Consider the following 19932-nt stretch of genomic DNA (forward strand, 5'->3'; position numbering starts at 1 on the left):
ATGCTTCTCCCTTCCGCCCCCGAAGTCAGCCGACCCTCAACAGCGGCGGCACCACCGGTCTGGCGCCTGAGCGTCGTCGACACGACATCCTCCCTGCCACGAGCAGGGGTCAGCCGCGGATACGCCGTAGGAAATAGAGGGCGAAGAGGAACTCCCCGCACCCGCGGGGGTCAGCCGGGTTCGGCCTGCCGCCGTGTCAGGCGGCGCAGTTCCCTGTGTCAACGGAGCCGGCTGAGCGCGACGTCATCCGCCGCGCTCAGCTTGATGTCCCCTGCGGGAACGCCGCAACCGGGTCTCACGCACGTCCACGTGGGGACGGCTGGTCCCCGCGCGCCTACGGCCCCGCCGCCTCCTGGTCGTCGGCCGCGGGCTGCGCCCCGGTCATCGCGACGAGCGTCAGCCCGTCGAAGTCGACCGGCTTCCGTCGCTGTTCACCCGCCGTACGCAGTTCGAAGCCCTGTTCGTTGGCCGCCGTGTGGACCAGAACCGCCACCCCTGTGCCGACGCAGCCGCTGACGGCCTGCCAGAGTTCTTCGCGGACTTTGGCGGAGATGGTGCCGACGTACAGCTGCGGGGTGACTTCGATGAGCCAGCGGGTCAGCGCTCCGCGCACGTGGTCGGGGACCGCGGTCGCGGACAGCACGGTCATGGCTGCCATCGGCGCTCCCTGACGGGCCGAGTACGGGCAGGGGCAAGGGAAGGGACATGGGAAGGAGCGGACAGGCAGCGGACCATCAGAGCAGCTCCTCCCCCGCGTAGTTGACCCCGCCCGGGATGGGGCCGGAGACCGGGTCCCACAGGTCGACGAGCTGTTCCTCCGGGTCCGGGAGGGTGATGTCCTGGTCCGGGGCGAGCAGGCGCTGGATGTCGGTGACGATGCGCGGCAGCAGGCGGAACAGTCGCAGTCCGTCGCGGAAGCCGCGTCTGGCCTCGGCCTCCGGCTGTGGGGAGGCGTGCAGGGAGAAGGCGAGCGGGATGGTGAGTTCGGCCTTGTAGAGGTCGGCGACGTCGTAGACGAACGCCTGCTGGTTGCCGCTGTGGACGAAGCCGAGGGCCGGCGAGCAGCCGAGGGCGAGGACGGCCGCGTGGACGATGCCGTAGAGGCAGGTGTTGGCGGACGACAGCGCGAGGTTGACCGGGTCCTGCTGCTCCCAGGAGTTCGGGTCGTAGTTGCGGCGGAACCGGCCGATGCGGTGCTGCTGGGCGAGCAGGCGGTAGTGGGCCTTGACCCGTTGCCCTTCCAGGCCGCGCAGTTGCGCGAGGCCGCTGCCCGCCGGCACGGTGCCACGGCCGAAGCGCTGCTCGTACATGGCGGTGGCGACGGCCAGCCGGACGGTGTCGTCCGCCCAGGCCCGGGCCTGGCGTTCGAGCCAGGTGGTGCTGAGGGATTCGGGGAGGGTGGCGGCGTAGCAGCGGACGCCGCCGGCTCCGGCGATGACGACGGTGGTGCCGTGCCGGGCGAGGGTGGACAGGGCCCTGGCGGTGATGGAGGTGCCGGGACCGAGGAGGACGCAGCTGAGGGCGGCGGTGGGGAGGTAGACGGTTTCGGTGCCGCGGTGGGGGCTGGTGACTTCGGCGCAGACGCCGGTGTCGTCCTGGACGATGCGGACGATGTCGAGGTAGAGGAAGGACAGGGAGTCCGCGACCCGGGGCAGCATGGCGACGGTGGGTGCGGCCAGTTTGCGCCGGGCGGCCCCGGGGTCGGGGCGGCGGCCGGTCACTCCGGCCCCTGGTGCGGGGCGATGCTGAGGAGGCCGCAGCCGTAGGCCTTGCCCTTGCCGATCCCGTCGGTGAGCCGGGCGCGCAGGCGGTCGGCGTCGGTGATGACGGCGGTCCCCTCGAACAGGACGCGGTCGTGCCTGACGGGCCGTTGGTCGCTGCGCCGGTTTCCCTTGGCGGCTTCCAGGGGGCTGGAGTGGAGCGTGCCGAGGTTCAGGCCCGAGGCTTCGGCCTGGCGGGCCCACCAGTCGTCGGCCGCCGTGCCCTGGAGCGGGACGACGGCCTTGAGCCGGTAGAGCTCGCGGGTGGCCCGGCTGGGCCTGCGGATGGGGTTGGCGGCGATGCGGTAGCGGACGTGCAGGCCGGGCCGGAGGGCGTCGAGGAGCGGGGTGAGCGGCTTGCTCACGGCCTGTCCGTAGCCTACGGGGAGGCGGTCGAGTTCCGGCTGCTGCCCGCTCTGCAGGAGGATCCGGTCGCCGGCGGCGGTGGCTTCGGTGCGGAAGAGGACGCCGAGGCGGCGGCGCGGCTCGTCGTCGGCGACGTGGTCGGGGAAGAGCGACATCATGCGGTGGTGCAGGTCGACGGCGCCGGCGGAGTCGCGACGGGCGTCGCGGCTGCGCGGGTCCGGGGTGATGCGGGTCAGCCACAGGGTCATGCGGGGATGCTTTCGGGGCGGGTGGTGTGCTGGTCGAGGTAGGCGCCGAGGGCGGTCAGGTAGCCGGCGGCGAGACCCCGGCAGCGGTCGGCGGGCAGGGTGAGGGTGCGCTGGTAGCGGGGGCGGGCGCGGTAGGCCCGCCGCCGGGGGTGGAAGGTGAGCGGGTCGTCGGTGACCTCGCCGGCCGGGGTGCTGCCGTCGTCGTTCCCGGACTGGGGGTGGTCGCCGAGGCGGTCGAGCGGCCGGTCGCCGTGGAAGACGACATCGACGCTCCTGGTGCCCGGGCGGACCCGGCGGGCGAGGGGCAGGTGGACGAGGTGGTGCAGGGGGTCGTCGACCAGGCCGAGCAGCAGCGGGCCTTCGGGCGGGCAGGAGCGGCGGCCGAGGTACGGGGGCCAGTGCGGGTTCCGCAGCGCCTCCGCCCAGGCGTCGAGGTGCTCCTGGTCCGCCGTGACGACCGCGGTGAAGGCCGCGTCGGCGAGGTAGTAGCGGTGGGACAGCAGGGTGGCGGTGGTGCCCGAACGCTTCTTCCCCTCCGCGGTGGTGACCGTACGGGCGGCGGGCAGGCCGCCGCCGACGGTGTGCAGGTCACGCAGGACGACGCCCGCGCGGTCGGTGCGCACGGTCAGCGAGAGGGCGGTGAGGTCGCGGATGTCGTCGTCCCGCTTCCTGCCGAGGGCGGCGGCGAGCAGACCGATGACACCGGAGCGGGTGGGGAAGCGAGCCGTGTCGCGTTCATTGAACTGGCTGGTCTCGCCCCAGGACTGCATCGGTGCGGCGAAGCGCAGCAGCAGTCCCCGGGTGTCCGTGGTGGCGCGGCTCATGCGCCGACCTCGGCGGGAACGGCGCCAAAGGCCGCGTCGACGGCGGTGTCGACGAGCTGGGGGAAGGAGTCGACGCGGGTGCCCAGGCCGTCGAGGTCCTTGTCCTCCAGGCCGGCCCAGGCCGCGGCGACCGTGCCGCGCTTGCCGAGGAGCTTGTTGGCGGCGGTGGCGTAGCGGGCGAGGGCGGCCCTGGAGGCGAGGGAGTAGCCGCCGCTCTCGTGGGACGGGACGGGCTGTTCGAAGGCGGCGGCGTAGGAGAGCGGACGGTCGCTGCGGACGGCGACGTGGACCAGGTCGGGAATGGTGTGGGGGGCGGTGGCGGTCTTCTTGGCACGCGGGAGGGAGAGGATGAAGGCCTCGGCGAATCCCGCGGTCAGTTCGCGGGCGGCGTCGCGGTCACCGTCGAGGTTGCCCGCGAGGTCGGCGAGGTCGACGGTGGCGTAGCGGTAGAAGACGCCGGCGCTGAACTCGGCGTGGCCCATGTGGGCGCTGCCGGTGGTGTCGCCCCAGGCGGAGGTGACGTCGTCGACGGCGGAGAAGTAGTCCAGTTCCACGTCGGTGCCGTGGGTGGTGAGGGCGTGGGCGACCTGGACGGCCCCGTCCACGCCGGCGTCGTCGACCTCGGCGAGCATCCGGCCGAAGAGGTTGATGACGCCGTTGCGGCTGCGCAGGATCGCGTCGATCGTCTCCTTGGGCAGGACGCTCTTGTCGCTGGTCTTCTTGATGTCCTTCGCGCCTTCGAGCTCGGCGCGGTGCCTCTCGGCGAGGGCGGCGAGTTCGGCGACGGCGGTCTCGGGCACGTACACCATCGCGTTGGTGGTGACGACCGGCGAGTTCTTGTCCCTCTCGAACTTGATGCTGCTCCCGGCGGCGACGTGCTGGCCGGCGCGCTGGGCGAGTTCGGCGGGCCAGCCGTGCTCCTCCTGGAGGAGGCGGGTGACGCGGGCGCCGATGCGGCGGGTCCGCAGGGCCTGCTCGCCGAAGCTGTCCTGGAAGTACTCACGGACGGCGCGCTTCCAGGACTGGCTGCTGACGCGGGTGCGCTCGGTGTCGCCGTAGCGGACGGTCTTGACGGAGTTGTTGTCGTCGCGGTTGAGGTTGGCGAACGGGACGCTCTGGACGACGTGGATGTCGAGGAAGCGGGCGGTGGTGCGGTCGGGGCCGGGCATGCTCTGCTCCTTGGGGATCGGGGATGGGTGTGCGCTGATACGGGGTCGTGCGGGTCTGCCGTGGTCAGGATTCGAGGTCGGCGTCGTCCCCGCCGGCGTTGGCTTCGTCCGCACCGGCGGTGGTGTCGCCGTCGGCCCGGTCGTCGTCCTGCTCTCGGGCCCGGCGCTCGCCGTCCCTCTCCAGGGCCCGGTGATAGTCCTGGAGCCACTTCCGCTTGATGGCGCCGGAGCGGCGCCGCCACTGACAGAGATCGACGAGGAGCTGGGCCCAGTCGATCTCCACGTCGCCGCCGCGCAGTTGGCGTACGGCTCCGGGCAGGTGGCGGTGCAGCCCGTCGACGCTCTGGCGCGTCAGCAGGTTGAGGCGGGTCTCGGCCGAGATCTCGCGCAGACCGGCTCCCTGGCCGCCCTTGAGCACACCGTCGGCGAAGGCCTGGCCGAGGCTGCGCGGCGGGATCCGCCTGATGGTGGCGGGTTCCGTGCCACCCGCCGTGGGGTCGGCCGGGGCGCTGGGCGCGTCCGTCGCCGCCTCGGCGGTCGTCACCTCGGGGGTCGTCGGCTCGTCCTTCGACGCCTGGCCCTTCTTCGACGTCGCGGCCTTCGCGGCGGCGTACTGGTCGCGGCGCTGCGCGGCGATCAGTGAGGCGACCGTGTAGAAGGCGCGCTGGACGTCGCGGCTGCGCGCCTGCTCATCGGTGAGCCAGGAGGCCACGAAGCGGTGCATGAACGGCACCGCGTCGAGGTCCTTGCCGACGCCGCGGCGCAACGCGGCGCGTACGCCGGGGTCGTCGTGGCTGCGCTGGTCGATCCTGGTGGTGAAGGCCCGGGCCCGTCCCAGCGAGGGGATCAGGACGGATTCCCTCGCCGGGCGCACCTCGTCGTCCGCGGGTGTGGCCGGGCCCGGGATGGTGATGGTGTTGCTCACGTGTCCTCCGTGCTGGTGGTGCGGCCTCCGGTGCCGCCGGTCCTGGCGGGGGCCTTCACCGGGCCGCCGTACAGCTCGATGCGGGCCTTGGTACAGGCCTTCGACCCGCGCATGGTGCCCAGGGCGCCGTGGGTGACGGTGTCGTAGGCCTGCTCGGCGAGGATGCGGAAGCCCACGGCGGCGCCGTCGAAGTCGCGTGCTCCGAGGCGCTTCCAGAACTCCGCCTCGGCGGCGGGCCAGTAGCGGGCGGCGGCGTCCACGGCCCAGGTGCAGTCGCGGATCTTGGGGGCTTCGGTGAAGGCGGCCCAGGCCTTCTTGGCCGCGCGGTCGAGTCGGCTGCCGTACCGCTCCCCCAGTACGCGCAGGCGGCCGATCTCGACGGCGACCGTGGGTTCCCTGTCCTCCGCGAGTCCGAGTACGGGCGGGGTCACTGCGTCGACGAACTGGGTGTCCTTGGCCTGGCCGTCCTGTTCGAATCCGAGCGCGCGCACCCTCAGCTCGTCCGAGACGTCCAGGGCGGTGCGGAACACCTCGGGACGTCGTGGCCGGGCGCTGCCCGCCGGGTCCTTGAGCAGCAGCGCGTCCAGGTCCCGCCACAGGGCGCGGTGCGAATCGGCGGGCCGCGGGTAGCTGTTGCCTTCCTTGCTGGTCTGCCAGATGAGGTAGGGGTCGCCCTCACGGGAGATCTTCTCGCGGTAGGCCCAGGTGATGAACGCGTCCTCGACGAAGGCGCCGGTCGCGTCGGGCACGAGCAGCAGGGCGTGCTGGGAGCGGGCGGTGAGTGCTGAGCAGGGCCCCTTCAGCGACGGCGGGGCGGCGACCGGATCCGGCAACACCTCCCACTCCCACGGGCACAGGTCGGCTTCACGGCGGATGTCGCGGCCGGGCTCGGGGAGCCCGGCCAGGAGCGACTCGAAGAGGGTCTCGCCCTCCGGGTGGTAGGAGAGTGTGCTCCGCAGCGGGCCCGCTTTGCTGCCGGCGTCCTTGATGTCGCCGACGGTGCGGCTGGAACAGCGCCCGGAGGGCCCGTAGTAGTGCCACACCAGCAGGTGCAGGACGGCCTGGGCAGGGGTGGGCAGCTCGGGGGCGGTGCTGTTGACGTGGACGAACCACGAGTGGTTGTTGCCCGAAGGGCGGGTGGTGACGAGCTTGTCGACGCCCGCGGTGTTCGCCGGATCGCACTGCTCGGACAGCCTCGGATCCTGGAGGAAGGGTCGCACGGGGTCGAACAGGCCGAAGCGGCCGTGGACCGGCGCGACGTACGTGGCGACCTGCTCCTCGCCGAAGCTGCCCACTGCCACCAGATCGAGGCGGCGGCCCGACCAGTCCCCGGGACCGGCCTCATCGAGCCCCGTCACACGGGCGGTAATCGTGTACAGGACGCGGTAGAGCGCGGAGAGCGCCGGCGGGTTCGCGATCTCGATCTGCTCGATCTCGTGTGCCCGCAGCAGGAGTTCGCGCAGGCCGACCGCGGACGGCCTGGCGGTGGATTCCGCCTCGTCGTTCGTCTCCCCATGAGGGACCCAGCGGACGGGGATCCACGCCTCGTCGAAGAGGTTGTAGGCGGGTGGTGCGGATGTCATGCGGCCTCCAGCGAGGCGGGTACGGATGATCACGGGGTGGGTAGGCTCTGGGCGGTCCCCGCGAAGGAGCGGGGGTGAGCCGTACGGCGCTTAGGAAAGGGCCGTGTCGGTGGTCCGGTTCCCCGCGCAGGCGGGGGTCTCGCGGCCTCCGGGCGGGCCTTCCACCCGCCCGGAGGCCGACATAGCAAACGTATCGTCAAGTACGGGGCTTAGGACCTCAGTTCTCGGAAATTCCCACGTTCGAGTACTCGATCCGCCGCTCTCCCAGACGGCCCGTCCAGCGTTCGCCGTCCCGACAGAGGCGCAGCAGCGCGAGGTCCGCCAGCAGGGGCCGGTCGCTCCAGGCCTTCGGCACAGCGTTCTCCTCGGTGCGCCCGGCGAGCCAGCGACCCGGCAGCGGAACGGTGTGCCGCATGATCAGTGCGAGATCTTCCCTCTTCGGCGCGGCCCTGGACGACGGCAGCGGAACGTGGCGGTCGGGGGCGAGACTCGGTCGCCCGCCCTCCCGCTCGAAGACGCACACCGCCCGTCCGCTGTCTGCTCCCAGACGAGTGGTCAGCATGTCCTCGCTGATGCCGAGCCCCCGGTCACTGAGTGGGGACAGGTCGTCCCGCACGTCGTAGGGCGACTTGATGCCGGTCAAGTCGGCGAGCTGCGCCTCGGCCGCCGCCGAGGCGATGCGCTCCGCGTCCATCCGCTGGAGCTCCTGCGCGGCGGCCTTGCCCAGGCCCGCGCCGAAGTCCTCGGCATACACCTCGTCCACCAGCCGCTGGACGTCGGCCGGCACCTCGACCGCGCCGCCGACGTGCTGTCGGAGCAGCAGACTCGTCCGGCGCAGCAGGGAGGCGTCGTAGACGGTGCCCCAGGAGCGGGGCGCGGCCACCTCGCCCTTGTCGTCGAGCGGTTCCAGCACGATCATGCGCGGCTCGGTGGCCAGGCCGGTCCACACCGGCCGGTTGGGGCGCTCGTGGCGCTTGCCGCGGCCGGCCCGCTGGAGCAGCTGCGCGAGCGGGGCGAGGTCCGAGACGATCAGGTCGAAGTCCAGGTCGAGGGACTGTTCGACGATCTGGGTGGCCACCAGGATCGAGCCCTCACGCGGGGTTGCCGCCGCAGTGTCGCTCACGGGCTTCCCGTAGGCGGCTTCGCAGTCGGCGGTGATGCGTTGCCGCTCATGGGCGGGGAAGCGGGAGTGGAGCAGCCGCAATCCTCCCTCACGTGCGGCGAGTTCGGGCAGGACGGAGCGCAGGTAGTGGTAGGTGCGCTGAGCCTCGTCCACCGTGGTGCAACAGACGAGGACACAGCCGCCCTCGGCGGCGACCGGGGCGAGGATGTCGCGCAGCGCCGCACGGCGGCCCTGCTGTCCTGGCTTCGCTGCGACGTCCGCGTCCCGCACGTCCCAGTGCACCTGACGGGACTCCACGCGCAGCGTGCGGGCCCGGCTGCTGCCGACCTCCCGCGGCTCGGACACCGTTCCGCCGTCCGCGTTCACGAAGAGCCACCCGGGGTATCGGGGCTCCACGGTGGTGGGCTCGTGGAAGCCCGCACCACGCCGGTACGCGTCGACGAGCGATGTCGCAGCCCGGCCGGTCAGCGTCGCCGACAGCAGCACCACCGGGGCGCCGAACGCGCCCAGCCACTCCAGCAGCCGCACCAACAGACTGTGCATCCACGGGCCGTAGGCGTGCGCCTCGTCCACCACCAGCACCTTGTTCGAGAGGCCGAACAGACGCAGGAAGCCGTAGCGGACCGGCAGCACGCCGGTGAGCGCCTGGTCGATGGTGCCGTTGGCGAGCGGTGCGAGCAGGCCCCGCCGTCCGGTGCGCAGCCACTGACCGGCTTCGGTGTCCGCGAGTACGGCCGCCCCGTCCGTCGCCCCGTCGCCGGGTGCGTAGTCCGGGCTCAGCCAGGCCATGCTGTGCAGCAGGGTGAGCGCGCGGTCGCCCTTGATGTTGTCCTCCGCGAACCTGCGGACCCGGGTGAACATCGCGTCCGCCGTGGCCATCGTCGGCAGCGCGAAGTAGATCCCGGACGCGCCGGAGGCCCGCGCCATCACGGACGCCGCGTGCAGGGCCGTCTCGGTCTTTCCGTCCCCGGTCGGCGCGGTGACCAGCAGCAGCCCGGGCCCCCTCACCTCGATGGGCAGGCGCTCCGCGACATCGGCCTGGAGCTTGTTCGGGGGGAACGGGAACTGCCCGGCGAACGGCCGGTCCGGGAACTCCGCCCGACCGAGCCCGGCCGCACCCACCCACCCCGGCGCGGCCTCGGCGGCCACCCGGAAATGCTCGGCGAGATCCGCGTCCCCCGCCTTCCAGCCCTCCCCCGGCATCCGCGGCTCGATGAGGTCGACCTGGCTGGCCAACCAGTCGGCCACCACGACCAGCCCAGCGACCACCACGGCCGACTCCCCAGGCAGCACGGACCCCAGCGCCCGCTTGTCCCCGACCGTCCGGCGCACCGCGTGCGCATGGGCGAGCCGCTGCTCGCGCCACCCCTCCGCGGCGCCGAGTCCGGGCTGGTAGCCGCTCGGGTTGAGGATCTCCTTGGGCAGCAACGACGCGGCGAAGCAGCCGTGGTGTCCGCCGAGGAGCTGGGCGATCTGGTGGGCCGGCGACTGCCTGACCGGCCTGCGCAACGGATAGCCGCACTGCTTGAAGAACTCGACCAGGCCCCAGTGCGTCGCCGTCTCATGCCGCAGGAAGCCGCTGCGCTTCGCCGCCGAGCCGTCTCCAGCGAGCTTCGGATCCTCCAGCAGCTTCGCGAACTCCTGCGCCACCTGCTGCTGGAAGTGCACCGAGATCTTCCCGACGTCGTGCAGCCCCGCCCACAGCATCACCATCACCCGGGCCTCATCCTCGGCAGCCCCGACGGCCTCCGCGATCCGCGCCCGCACGCGCTCGCTCAGGACGGCGTCCCACAGGGCACCCGCGACCGCCGCCGTGTCCAGCAGGTGACAGATCACGGGGTACGGGCCGGGCAGGCCTTCACTCTTGCCCCACAGGCGAGTGTCCGGATCGGCGGATCCGGACTGGCCAACGGGCTTGCTGTCAGTCATGGCTGAATAACTATCAGCTACCACTGACAATCCGTCGCGGCGGCTGCGAAGCCGACGACGGGAGGAGCGCCGATGCGGCAGGCCTCCCGGGCACATCACCCGAGGTCGCGACGCCGAACGCCGCGCGGGAACCGGCCGCGTAACGATTCCGACACTCAACACCGGAATCAACTTCCCCATAGGTTGGAATGTTTGGCCTACGGCAGGCCCAGTCATGGCATCATTCGGGAGTTCCTTGACATCTCAACGATCCAACGGCACAAGGGCCAAGCCGGCCTGTGCGTCGCTCGCATGGCCAAGAAGTGGCAAAGCCCCCGCTTCGCCGCAGGTCACGAAGTGTCCTCCCCGCACCCGCGGGGGTCAGCCGGTGTCTCTCGGGGGGCTGCTCGGCGGAGGTCCGTCCTCCCCGCACCCGCGGGGGTCAGCCGGCGGCGGCGAGCTGGGCGGGGTCCTCGAACGTGTCCTCCCCGCACCCGCGGGGGTCAGCCGTCCGGTCGCTGGCGGGCGTCGTGGAGGAGCAGGTCCCCCCCCGCACCCGCGGGGGTCAGCCCACCACCGCATGTCGAATGCGCATGCGGTTACGTCCTCCCCGCACCCGCGGGGGTCAGCCGGTTTCGGCGAACTTGTACGAAGCCGCCTTGACTTCCTCCCCGCACCCGCGGGGGTCAGTCTTCGGGCAGCCACTGCCGCACGAGCCGTCCGCCCTCCTCCCCGCACCCGCGAGGGTCAGCCGGCCGAAGACCTGGGCGACGCGCTGTTTGAACTCTCCTCCCCGCATCCGCGGGGGTCAGCCGGTCCACTACGAGGGCTCCGCCGTACCGAGTGGTTCCTCCCCACACTCGCGGGTGTCAGCCGCAAGCTCTCACACCACCCGCCCCGTCAGCCTTCCCCCGCGCGAGGCGCTCCCGCTCCGCGGTCGCCCGCGGGTCGCCGTACCCGGCGAGCAGGGCGAGGGCCTCCGCCCGGTGCTGCCGGGCCGCCTGGGGGTCGTCGCCGGACACCGTTGCCGCGAGGGCGGCGAGGGCCAGGGCCTCGTGCCAGGGGTCGCCGAGGTCGCGGTGGGCGGTGGCGGCCCGGCGCAGGAAGGCGGCGGCCTCGGCGGGGCGGTCGAGGTGGCGGTAGGTCTCGCCGGCGCCGTGCCAGGCGAGGGCTTCGCGGCTGCGGTCGCCGAGGCGGCGGTGGAGGACGGCGGCGCGCTGGTAGGAGTCGAGGGCTTCGGTGGGTTGGCCGTCGGCGCGTTGGGCGTCGCCGAGGGTGATGAGCCAGAAGCCTTCCAGCCGGTGGTCGCGGAGGTTCAGGGCGATGTCGAGGGCCGCGTGTGCCGAGGCGAGTGCGCCGGCCGGGTCGCCGTCGTCGCGCTGGATATCGCTCAGCAGGCGCAGGGCGTTGCCCTCGCCGCGTTGGTTCTTCAGTGCGCGGTGGGCGGTGAGTGCCTGGCCGACGGCGGCTGCCGCCTCGGGGAGGCGTCCGGCGCGGTAGTGGGTGCTGGCGAGGTTGGAGAGTGTGGTGGCCTCCCAGTGCGCCTCGTTCGCCTGCCGGAAGGCCGCTAGCGCCTGCTCGAAGTGCCGTGCGGCGTCGTCCAGTTGCCTGCCGTGCAGGTGGACCAGCCCGAGCAGGTTGAGCGAGTGCGCCTCGTTGGGCCCGTCGCCGAGTTCGCGCCAGAGTGCCAGGGCTCTGCGGTGGTGCTCCAGGCTGTCGTCTAGGGAGTTGATCCTGGTGTACCCCATGCCGAGGTCCGTGAGCAGCAAAGCCTGGGCGGCGGTGTCGCCGAGGCGCTCGGCGGCGCCCAGGCCGAGCCGGCCTGCGGGAAGCCAGTCCGCGCCGGGGGCCGAGGGGGCCTGGGCGTTCCACAGGACGGCGGCCAGTTGCCAGGTCCGCCGGTCCTCGCCTGCGGCGCGGGCGGTGTGGACGGCTTGCAGGAGGTTGGCGCGCTCGCGCTCGGCCCAGTCCACGGCGGCGTTGTAGTCGGCGAAGGCCGTCGGCTGGACTCCGTCGGGCGCGGGGTCGAGTGCCAACCGGCCTTCGGCGGGCCGCAGCCACTGCTGGGCGGCGTCGGCGGTGTGCAGGTACCAGTCGAACACCCGGCGCAGTGCGGCCTGGCGCTGGGCAGGGGTTTCCTCCTGCTGGGCCTGGTCGGTGGCGTAGGCGCGCAGGAGGTCGTGGAACTGGTAGCGGTCGGGTGCGCTCTGTTCGACGAGGTGGGCGCCGACCAGGGAGTCCAGGAGCTGGCGGGTGCGACTGGGCGTGAGGCCGGCGAGGGCGGCCGCGGCGTGCAGTCCGAAGTCGGGGCCCGGGTGGAGGCCGAGGAGACGGAAGAGGCGTGCGACCTGTTCCGGCAGCGCCCGGTAGGACCAGGCGAAGACCGTACGGACGGCGTCGGCGTCCTCGTCCTCCCCGACGCTGAGGGCGTCCCAGAGCGCTGATTCGTCGCGCAGGTCGCCGATCAGGTCGTCCAGGCCCATGTGGGGCAGGCTGGCGGCGCGTTCGGCCGCGATCCGCAGGGCCAGCGGCAGTTGGGCGCAGAGGCGGGCGAGTTCGGTGAGCTTCGCGGGGTCGTCCTGCGGCCGGTGCCCGGCGGTGACGGCGCGCAGCAGGGCGACGGCCTCGGGTTCGGGCAGGGTCCGCAGGGTGAGCCGGCGGGCGCCGTCGCGGACGGCGAGGCCGGACAGGCGGCTGCGGCTGGTGACCAGAACAAGGCTGCCGGTGCTGCCGGGAAGGAGGGGGCGTACCTGGTTCGCGCTGGCGGCGTTGTCGAGGACGACCAGGACGCGGCGTTCGGCGAGGAGGGAGCGGTAGAGGGCGGCGGCCGCGTCGGGGTCGTGCGGGACGGAGCCGGCGTTGACGCCGAGGGACGTCAGGAAGCGGTGGAGCGCCTCGTGGGCGGTGACCGGCCGGCCGGGGTCGTAGCCGCGGAGGTTGACGTACAACTGGCCGTCGGGGAACCGGTGGCGGGCCTGGTGGGCCCAGTGCAGGGCGAGCGAGGTCTTGCCCGCGCCGGCGGTTCCGGCGATCACGACGACGGCCGGGTCGGACGGGTGCTGCTCCTCGCCGGCCAGGGCGTCGTCCAGTTGGTGGAGTTCGTCGACGCGGTTGACGAAACCACGGACGTCGGCGGGCAGTTGGCGGGGCGTCGGGGCGGAGTCCGAACGCCCGGTCGCACGGTGGAAGTGGATGCCTCCGCTGACGTCCCTGGCCTGGACGACGTCGTGGGCGGAGGAACCGGACACTGCGGACCGGGTACTTCCGGCGCCGACGGCATTCCCATCGCGCTCGGCCGCCACTGTGCTCCCATTCCGCACGGGTGGGGGAAGAGGCGCCACTTCGCGATCGAAGTAGGACCGGACGTCCTCGCCCGCGCGGTGGAGATCCGCGAGGTAGTCCTCCCAGCGGCGGACGAGACCGAGATCGGTGTACCTGACCGCGCCGGCCGGAATTCCCGTGTCCGAATAGCGCACCTGGTAGAGCGTGCGGCCGCCGAGAACGACGATTTCCGGCAGCGGCCCGAATTCCTCGGAAGCGGCCAGTGTCGCGGCACGGACAATGCGGATCCGCTCGCCGCATTCGGCCCGGAGCCGCAGCGAGTGCAGTTGCCACCACAGGTAGTCCGTCCACGGCCGCTCGACCACCCGCACCCGGTGGAAGAACGACTGCCGCGCCGCGTCCTCCCGCCCGATCGCGAGCAGCGCCTGGCGCCGGCCCTCCAGAAGCCGCAACGCCTCGGCCCAGTCACCCCGGCGGGCGGCATCCCAGCTCTGGCTGCCCTGCTCCTCGAAGTGCTGTCGGCGCTCCAGCTTCCACGAGTCCCGGCCGCGGACCAGCGCGTCCCGCTCACGGAAGTCGCGCTTGTAGTCGTCCCGGGCGAGCGACTCGCCCCACTCGGGCCGCAGCTCGGGAGCGTGCCGATCAGGCATCCGGGATGTCCGCTTTCGCCGTGCTCAGCATGAGGCCGGGAATGACGACGAGCCGCTCGTCCGCACCCAGGACGACGCCCTCGGGGAGCCGGCCACGGTAGTTCTCCGTGAGGTCACGGCCGATCACCGCGACATCGCCGTTCGAGAGCTGCCAGATGTCCGGGCATTCGTCCTTCTCGTCGGACGATCCCAGTTCTTTGGCGGATTTCCCGAGGCGCTTCTGCAGCGAAGCGGAAGGATCGGCTTCCCATCGACGAGCCATGACTGCCCCCGTTGATATCGTTCTCGGCACGGAGCCGCGGTTTCTCCATCTTACACCTGATGACTACTCAGGGGAATATTCAGTACATTCGCCATGTACTCCAAAATGATCACCATCGCGGCACAACGGCCACATTTGTGACAGTATTCGTGCGCCGGGGGGCGGCGACGGGAGCGCGCGGCGCGACTGAACTCGCGCGGGCGCGGAGACGGGTAGCCCTGCGCTCGGTTCATCGGTGCGGCGCCCAAGCCCGGCGCCCCTGCGCCAGTTGCTGCTCACGCTCCGGCTACTGCTCTCTCAGTGCCGCGTGGGATGATTCACGCGCTCCTTGACATCTCGTCAGGCCACGGCGGCGGTGATGCTCGCACGGGAGGCGTCCGGGCGTGCAAAGAAATCGCAGACTCGCTTCATCGCCCCAGGTCACGAAGTGTCCTCCCCGCACCCGCGGGGGTCAGCCGGTCTTGGACCCCCGCGGCAAGGTCCCCGCCCAGTCCTCCCCGCACCCGCGGGGGTCAGCCGCTCTTCGCCTCCTCCATGGGGGTCATGTCGGCCTCCTCCCCGCACCCGCGGGGGTCAGCCGATGCACCGCCGGACCCTGTGGCTGGCGCTGCCCTCCTCCCCGCACCCGCGGGGGTCAGCCGACGTAACCGCTGTCGGCCGCGCAGATGGGACGGTCCTCCCCGCATCCCCGGGGGTTCGGCGCGTCCGACTCGCGGCCTTCCCATGGGGTTGTCACCGCGAGGGCGCGTGTCACCCGCTCCACGCCCGCCCGCCGTACGGCCTCAGCCAGTGCGCGTCCCGTCGAGGTACGCGAGGACGGCGAGCACCCGGCGGTTGTCGTCGTCGGAGGCGCCCAGGTTGAGCTTGGCGAAGATGCTGGACGTGTGCTTGCTGACCGCGCCCTCGCTGAAGTGCAGGCGCTGGGCGATCGCCGCGTTGGAGCGGCCCTCGGCCATCATCGCGAGGACGTCGCGTTCCCTCGGGGTGAGCAGGGCGAGCGGCTGGTCGTAGGCGTTGCGGGCGAGCAGGCGGGAGATGACCTGGGGGTCCATCACCGTGCCGCCGGCCGCGACGGTGTGGACGGCGTCTACGAACTGGTCGGCCTTGGAGACCCGGTCCTTGAGGAGGTAGCCGACGCCGCCGGCGCCGTCGGCGATCAGCTCCCGGGCGTAGAGCTGTTCGACGTGCTGGGAGAGGACGAGGACGGGCAGGCCCGGCCGTTCGCGGCGGGCGGCGAGCGCGGCCTGGAGGCCCTCGTCGGAGTAGGTGGGTGGCAGACGCACGTCGACCACCGCGATGTCGGGACGGTGTTCGGCGAGTGCGGCGGCCAGTTCGGGGCCGCTCTCCACCGCGGCGACGATCTCGTGCCCGTGGGCGCTCAGCAGCAGGGAGAGGCCGTCCCTCAGCAGGACGAGGTCCTCGGCGAGGACAACACGCACGGTAGCTCCATGATCAGCCTGGTCGGACCCCCCGGGGGGCTGGTCAGCGTGAGCGTACCGTCGAACACCGCCAGTCTGCGCTGGATGCCCCGCAGGCCGCTGCCCAGGCCGGGGTCGGCGCCGCCGCGGCCGTCGTCGGTGACCTCGGCGCGCAGCAGTCCCGCAGTGTGGGAGAGGTGCACCGTGGCGTGCCGGGCGTCGCCGTGCTTGACGGCGTTGGTGAGCGCCTCGCTGACGGCGAAGTAGACCGCCGACTCCACCGGCGCCTCGGCCCGTCCTGGCAGTTCGGTCCGCACCTCGACCTTCAGCGGGACGTCCAGCGCCAGCGCCCGCACGCCCTCCGCGAGACCGCGTTCGGCGAGCACCGGCGGGTGGATGCCGCGCACCAGGTCGCGGAGTTCCTGGAGCGCCTGGGTGACGTTCTCCTGGGTGTCCGTCACCACCCGCTTGGCCTGTTCCGGATCGCGGTCGATCAGTGCCGCGACCGCGCCCAAGCGCAGGCTCACCGCGACCAGCCTGGCCTGCGCGCCGTCGTGCAAGTCCCTTTCGATCCTGCGCAGTTCGGCGGCCTGGGCCTCGGTGGCGTCCAGCCGGATCTCGGTGAGCTGCTCGACCCTCCTGGCGAGCCGGGAGCGCTCGGTGGGGCCGAGCAGGCTGCGGGTCCAGCGGCCGTGCAGGCGCAGCGCGGGCCGGGCGAGGCCGAGGCCCCCGGCGATCGGTACGGGGCCGAGCAGACCGAGGAGCAGGGCGGACAGGCCGCCGAACGGCAGGTCGTACGGCAGGGGCGCCTGGACGACCCCGTACAGGCCGGCGCCGGCCAGCAGCACGGGCCCGGCCGCGATGCCGCCGCCGACCAGCGGGTCGGTGATCAGCCAGAGAGCGTCACGCCAGGTCGCCGGGTCGTTCCAGAGCCAGCGGACGTCAAGGGACATACCCGCGAACCAGCGGTTCCTGTGGTAGTCGTGGCCGGTCCAGTACCAGCCGTGCAGGGTGCGTTCCAGGGCCGGACGCGGTCGGTACGGCGGTGGCACCGGCACCTGCGACCAGTGGCCGGCCGCCCACCGGCCGGCGCCGGCGACGGAGCGGACCCGCCGGATGACCGCCGGGAACAGCGGGAACATCCCGAGGCAGCCCCAGAGCAGGAAGGACAGCAGGAAGGCCGTCGCGAGCACCACACCAACGGGTATCAGCAGCGTCAGGACGGCGAGCCGCCCGAGGGCCCGTACGGCGGCGCGCAACTCCTGTGCGGCGCCACGTGGTTCTCCGGCGACCGGGGTCGCCTGCGGGCTGCTCACGGGGCCTCCGATCGGGTACGGCGCGGACCGTTCATGATCGCAGCCGCCTGGCTCGACCCTGACTGCGGGAGCCGCGGCTTGAACCGCTTGCGCAGCCCCAACAGCCCAGGGGCCGAAGCCTCCTGCGTCGTGCGTGCCGTTCCTCGCACCTCGTCCTCCCCGCGTCGATCATGTGCCGCCCGGGGCTCGGGGCACATGATCAACCCTAGGAGTGGCGGGGCGGCGGAAGAATCCGGCTGCACCCCCGGCAGGGGTGGGTGTGGGCCCACCTTCACACTTGCCTGCGGGCCGCACAGCGGTGGCGGCGGACGCCCGTGGCGGGCAAGCACTGAGATGATTCGCTGGCTCTTTGACATCTCGACAGTTCAACTACAGTGGAGAGGCGTTCGGGCAGAGACGCACTTGACGATGCAAAGAAACAGCAAAGCCGCCGCATCGCCCCAGGTCACAAAGTATCCTCCCCGCGCCCGCGGGGGTCAGCCGAGGCGGACAACGACGAGTGGATCCAGATAGACCTCCTCCCCGCGCCCGCGGGGGTCAGCCGAACGTCGCGGGGAGCATCAGCCAGCTCGGACCCTCCTCCCCGCGCCCGCGGGGGTCAGCCGGAGCGCCCGTTGGCCGGCCGCGAACCCACCGACTCCTCCCCGCGCCCGCGGGGGTCAGCCGACGTTTCGGTTCAGGGAGTCTCTGGTGCGTCCCTCCTCCCCGCGCCCGCGGGGGTCAGCCGCTCGCCCGCCTCGGTATCCCGGTCCCGGACTCCCCGGAACCCACCACCTCCTCCCCGCGCCCGCGGGGGTCAGCCGTCAGCCAGCCAGGCACCGGGGATCTTCTTGTCCTCCTCCCCCCGCCCGCGGGGGTCAGCGGTGACAAGCGGCTCCCCGGAAGCCGCCTCGCGGCTCCTCCCCGCGCCCGCGGGGGTCAGCCGCGTGTTGTGTGGATTCGGTGGGATCTTGGCCGCTCCTCCCCGCGCCCGCAGGGGTCAGCCGCCGTAGAACGCCCGGTTCCCGTCGACGGTGGCCACCTCCCCGCGCCCGCGGGGGTCAGCCGATCAAGGACACCCTGGGTAATCCGATTTGGAACTCTTCCCCGCACCCGTGGGGGTCAGCCGGCGGCCTGGTTGGTCGCCCACAGCTCCTTGAGCTCCTCCCCGCACCCCGCAGGGGTCAGCCGCCGGCCGACACCGTCCGCACCATGCGATGCGGCAGCATCGAGGCCGTCGGCCGCTCCGTGCCCAGATGACACCGCCGTTCACGCGGCCCGACGACGCCGGTCACCGCACCACCGGGATCGCTCCCGAGCGCCAGTCCGTCAGCCGCTTGCGGATGCTCGGCACCATCGGCAGTTCGTCCGTCTCGGCCGGGGCGAACCACGCCACCTCGTGCGACTCGTCGGACACCCGCAGCTCCCCTCGGATCGGGCGTCCGAGGAGGCAGACGGAGAACTCCTGCCGGACCTCGCCGTCGTCGTACGCGAGGACGTGCCCGGGGTTGGTGTAGGTGCCGACGATCCCGGTGATCTCGATGTCGAGGCCGGTCTCCTCGCGGGTCTCGCGGATGCCGCACCCGGCGATGGACTCGCCGATGTCCATCGTGCCGCCGGGAAGGGCCCACATGCCGTTGTCCGTCCGGCGCTGGAGCAGGATGCGGCCAGCGTCGTCGGTCACCACGACGGAGGCGGCCGGAACCAGGCTGTTCACCTTCGGGGCGTTCGGGTCGTCCTCGTAGTCACGCCTGGGCATGCTCCACCTCCGGAATCGTCCATGCCGGCCTCAAGTCCGCGCAGGCCCATGAGACAACGAGGAGTTCACCGGCCGCAGCAGAACCTACTGCGGCCGGTCGACAAACCCCCCACCCCGCCGCAGCGTCAGCCGTCCACCACCCTCCAACCCAACGCACGTGCCCGCGCCGCGACGGCGTCGAAGTCCGCAGCGTCCGCCAGCGCGGAGACCGTACGGCGGTCGAGCGGGGCGCCCTTCAGGACCGACTCCACCGCCTCCCTGTCGACGGACCGCTCGTGGTACTCCTCCGCGTAGTCGATGAAGGCCCGCGCGGCTTCGGCACCGGTGAGGACCTCGAACAGCCAGTCGGCACCGTCCGTGTCACCGTCGGTGAAGTCGACCGGTCCGCACTGCCAGCCGCCGGAACCGGTCTCGTACCAGGCGCACACGTCGCGTCGAAGAACCCGTCGAACTCGAACTCGGGTGCCTGGGGGTAGTGCGCGAGCGACGCCGGCAGGCCGTCGAGCAGTCCTGGCCAGTGCGCGCGGACTTCCTCCCGCCACGGCGAGGCGTCGCTTTCGTGGTCGAATCCGTAGAGGAACACGCCCGCCGGGTCGAAGACGATGTCGAACTGGTCGCCGGACCCGTTGTCCATCCCGGCCAGGTCGACACCCGGGCGCCAGTCGACCGCGAACGCGTAACTGGGGCTGTAGGGCACGGAGACGATCGCGTCCAGCAGCGCCACCGCCCGGCAGCGGGCTCGCAGCTCATCGGGGGCGGGCAGGAGGGTGATGAGGTCGTGAACGGACATGCTTCACACTCAACCGCATGCCACTGACAGTCGGCCGAACCGGCCCGCAAGAGGTCATGCGGACTCGAACTTGACCATCGCATCGCCGGCAGCGGCGGCCCCGGCGTAGAAGTCCTTCAGCGCGCGCAGGTCGGCGGTCAGGTGGCCGGCCCATTCCTCGGACCACGGAGTCGCGAATTCGAGGTCGGCGACCTTCTCCGCCAGCGCGGCGCCCACGGTGCCCACCAGGTCGTCGACGCCGACCCGCTCCAGGAAGGCCGACGCCGCCCGGACCTCGTCGGGCCGGAGCACCCGGATCGTCGTCTCCTCATCGGCGATCACCCGCTCCTCCCCGGCGAACACCGGCAGTTGGGCGGTTCTCAGGTCCGGCCCCGCGCCGCCGACCGCCTCCATCAGGGCGACGTGCATCAGGTATCCGTTGCGCTCCACCGCCAGCACGGTGCCCGCCTGATGCAGCGGTCCGAACTCGCTGTCGAACCAATCCGGCACCAGGTCGAAGAGCTCCTCCGGCGACAACTCATCCAGCAGTCCTCCGTCCACCCGCCGCCAGAAGAAGTCCACGCTCATGCC

General features: G+C 72.2%; 16 protein-coding genes, 2 pseudogenes and 2 CRISPR repeat arrays. Of the genes and pseudogenes, 2 read left to right on the forward strand and 16 right to left on the reverse strand.

The genetic code is table 11. The features are described 5' to 3' along the window. Nucleotides 1–334 precede the first annotated feature (334 nt). From cas2e to cas3, 8 genes are all read right to left on the reverse strand, one after another. Complete coding sequence (cas2e, locus tag BU198_RS08505; protein ID WP_188296235.1) at nt 335–658, reverse strand: type I-E CRISPR-associated endoribonuclease Cas2e; 324 nt, start codon at nt 656–658, stop codon at nt 335–337. Nucleotides 659–734: 76 nt separating this feature from the next. Then, nucleotides 735–1658, reverse strand: a complete 924-nt coding sequence (cas1e, locus tag BU198_RS08510) for a type I-E CRISPR-associated endonuclease Cas1e (RefSeq protein ID WP_188296257.1) — start codon at nt 1656–1658, stop codon at nt 735–737. A gap of 59 nt (nt 1659–1717) precedes the next feature. Then, entirely contained in the window at nt 1718–2374 is a 657-nt protein-coding gene (cas6e, locus tag BU198_RS08515) for a type I-E CRISPR-associated protein Cas6/Cse3/CasE (RefSeq protein WP_188296236.1), read from the reverse strand. Continuing rightward, nucleotides 2371–3198, reverse strand: a complete 828-nt coding sequence (gene cas5e / locus BU198_RS08520; RefSeq protein ID WP_188296237.1) for a type I-E CRISPR-associated protein Cas5/CasD — start codon at nt 3196–3198, stop codon at nt 2371–2373. Before cas5e ends, cas6e begins: the two co-directional genes overlap by 4 nt. Next, nucleotides 3195–4367, reverse strand: coding sequence for a type I-E CRISPR-associated protein Cas7/Cse4/CasC (gene cas7e, locus BU198_RS08525; RefSeq protein ID WP_188296238.1), 1173 nt, complete (start codon nt 4365–4367; stop codon nt 3195–3197). The genes cas5e and cas7e overlap by 4 nt, the downstream gene beginning before the upstream one ends. Before the next feature lie 64 nt (nt 4368–4431). Further along, nucleotides 4432–5292, reverse strand: coding sequence for a type I-E CRISPR-associated protein Cse2/CasB (gene casB / locus BU198_RS08530; protein WP_317620024.1), 861 nt, complete (start codon nt 5290–5292; stop codon nt 4432–4434). Then, nucleotides 5289–6875, reverse strand: coding sequence for a type I-E CRISPR-associated protein Cse1/CasA (gene casA / locus BU198_RS08535; protein WP_188296239.1), 1587 nt, complete (start codon nt 6873–6875; stop codon nt 5289–5291). The genes casB and casA overlap by 4 nt, the downstream gene beginning before the upstream one ends. Before the next feature lie 217 nt (nt 6876–7092). Then, nucleotides 7093–9927 (reverse strand): CRISPR-associated helicase Cas3', encoded by a 2835-nt coding sequence (gene cas3 / locus BU198_RS08540; RefSeq protein WP_188296240.1) that lies wholly within the window; start codon nt 9925–9927, stop codon nt 7093–7095. Between the two features lie 343 nt (nt 9928–10270). Further along, nucleotides 10271–10781: a CRISPR direct-repeat array (repeat unit 23 nt; unit sequence CCCCGCACCCGCGGGGGTCAGCC). A gap of 111 nt (nt 10782–10892) precedes the next feature. Between cas3 and BU198_RS44190 the strand changes: the two genes are divergently transcribed. Further along, nucleotides 10893–11477 (forward strand): hypothetical protein, encoded by a 585-nt coding sequence (locus tag BU198_RS44190; protein WP_411293160.1) that lies wholly within the window; start codon nt 10893–10895, stop codon nt 11475–11477. Here the strand turns inward: BU198_RS44190 and BU198_RS44195 are convergent. Further along, nucleotides 11385–11654, reverse strand: a pseudogene (locus BU198_RS44195) (tetratricopeptide repeat protein); the annotation flags it as partial. The gene BU198_RS44190 and the pseudogene BU198_RS44195 overlap by 93 nt on opposite strands. 333 nt (nt 11655–11987) lie before the next feature. Here BU198_RS44195 and BU198_RS44200 point away from each other — a divergent pair. Then, complete coding sequence (locus BU198_RS44200; RefSeq protein WP_411293161.1) at nt 11988–12350, forward strand: hypothetical protein; 363 nt, start codon at nt 11988–11990, stop codon at nt 12348–12350. 120 nt (nt 12351–12470) lie between these two features. Here the strand turns inward: BU198_RS44200 and BU198_RS44205 are convergent. The 7 genes and pseudogenes from BU198_RS44205 to BU198_RS08575 form a co-directional block, all read right to left on the reverse strand. After that, a pseudogene (locus BU198_RS44205) lies at nt 12471–13838 on the reverse strand (DUF6879 family protein); the annotation flags it as partial. Then, nucleotides 13831–14100: a hypothetical protein gene (locus BU198_RS08550; RefSeq protein WP_188296242.1), complete on the reverse strand. Its 270-nt coding sequence runs from the start codon at nt 14098–14100 to the stop codon at nt 13831–13833. The pseudogene BU198_RS44205 and the gene BU198_RS08550, both read right to left, overlap by 8 nt. A 782-nt stretch (nt 14101–14882) precedes the next feature. Then, nucleotides 14883–15539, reverse strand: coding sequence for a LuxR C-terminal-related transcriptional regulator (locus BU198_RS08555; protein ID WP_188296243.1), 657 nt, complete (start codon nt 15537–15539; stop codon nt 14883–14885). Further along, nucleotides 15503–16834: a sensor histidine kinase gene (locus tag BU198_RS08560; protein WP_317620025.1), complete on the reverse strand. Its 1332-nt coding sequence runs from the start codon at nt 16832–16834 to the stop codon at nt 15503–15505. Before BU198_RS08560 ends, BU198_RS08555 begins: the two co-directional genes overlap by 37 nt. Nucleotides 16835–17288: 454 nt before the next feature. After that, nucleotides 17289–17942: a CRISPR direct-repeat array (repeat unit 29 nt; unit sequence CTCCTCCCCGCGCCCGCGGGGGTCAGCCG). A gap of 162 nt (nt 17943–18104) precedes the next feature. Next, on the reverse strand, nt 18105–18572 hold the full coding sequence (locus tag BU198_RS08565) for an NUDIX hydrolase (protein ID WP_188296244.1): 468 nt from the start codon (nt 18570–18572) through the stop codon (nt 18105–18107). A 125-nt stretch (nt 18573–18697) separates the two neighbouring features. Further along, nucleotides 18698–19000 (reverse strand): hypothetical protein, encoded by a 303-nt coding sequence (locus BU198_RS41945; RefSeq protein ID WP_223244112.1) that lies wholly within the window; start codon nt 18998–19000, stop codon nt 18698–18700. A gap of 416 nt (nt 19001–19416) precedes the next feature. Further along, nucleotides 19417–19929: a DUF1877 family protein gene (locus tag BU198_RS08575; protein ID WP_188296245.1), complete on the reverse strand. Its 513-nt coding sequence runs from the start codon at nt 19927–19929 to the stop codon at nt 19417–19419. Nucleotides 19930–19932: the final 3 nt, after the last annotated feature.

Origin of the sequence: Streptomyces sp. CBMA156 (assembly GCF_014596515.1) — a bacterium.
GTDB lineage: Bacteria > Actinomycetota > Actinomycetes > Streptomycetales > Streptomycetaceae > Kitasatospora.

Coding starts and splice junctions, on each gene's coding strand:
- cas3 (WP_188296240.1), bottom strand. CDS start 9,927: ATGACTGACAGCAAGCCCGTTGGCCAGTCCGGATCCGCCGATCCGGAC.
- BU198_RS08550 (WP_188296242.1), bottom strand. CDS start 14,100: ATGGCTCGTCGATGGGAAGCCGATCCTTCCGCTTCGCTGCAGAAGCGC.
- cas2e (WP_188296235.1), bottom strand. CDS start 658: ATGGCAGCCATGACCGTGCTGTCCGCGACCGCGGTCCCCGACCACGTG.
- BU198_RS08565 (WP_188296244.1), bottom strand. CDS start 18,572: ATGCCCAGGCGTGACTACGAGGACGACCCGAACGCCCCGAAGGTGAAC.
- cas6e (WP_188296236.1), bottom strand. CDS start 2,374: ATGACCCTGTGGCTGACCCGCATCACCCCGGACCCGCGCAGCCGCGAC.
- cas7e (WP_188296238.1), bottom strand. CDS start 4,367: ATGCCCGGCCCCGACCGCACCACCGCCCGCTTCCTCGACATCCACGTC.
- BU198_RS08575 (WP_188296245.1), bottom strand. CDS start 19,929: ATGAGCGTGGACTTCTTCTGGCGGCGGGTGGACGGAGGACTGCTGGAT.
- cas5e (WP_188296237.1), bottom strand. CDS start 3,198: ATGAGCCGCGCCACCACGGACACCCGGGGACTGCTGCTGCGCTTCGCC.
- casA (WP_188296239.1), bottom strand. CDS start 6,875: ATGACATCCGCACCACCCGCCTACAACCTCTTCGACGAGGCGTGGATC.
- cas1e (WP_188296257.1), bottom strand. CDS start 1,658: ATGCTGCCCCGGGTCGCGGACTCCCTGTCCTTCCTCTACCTCGACATC.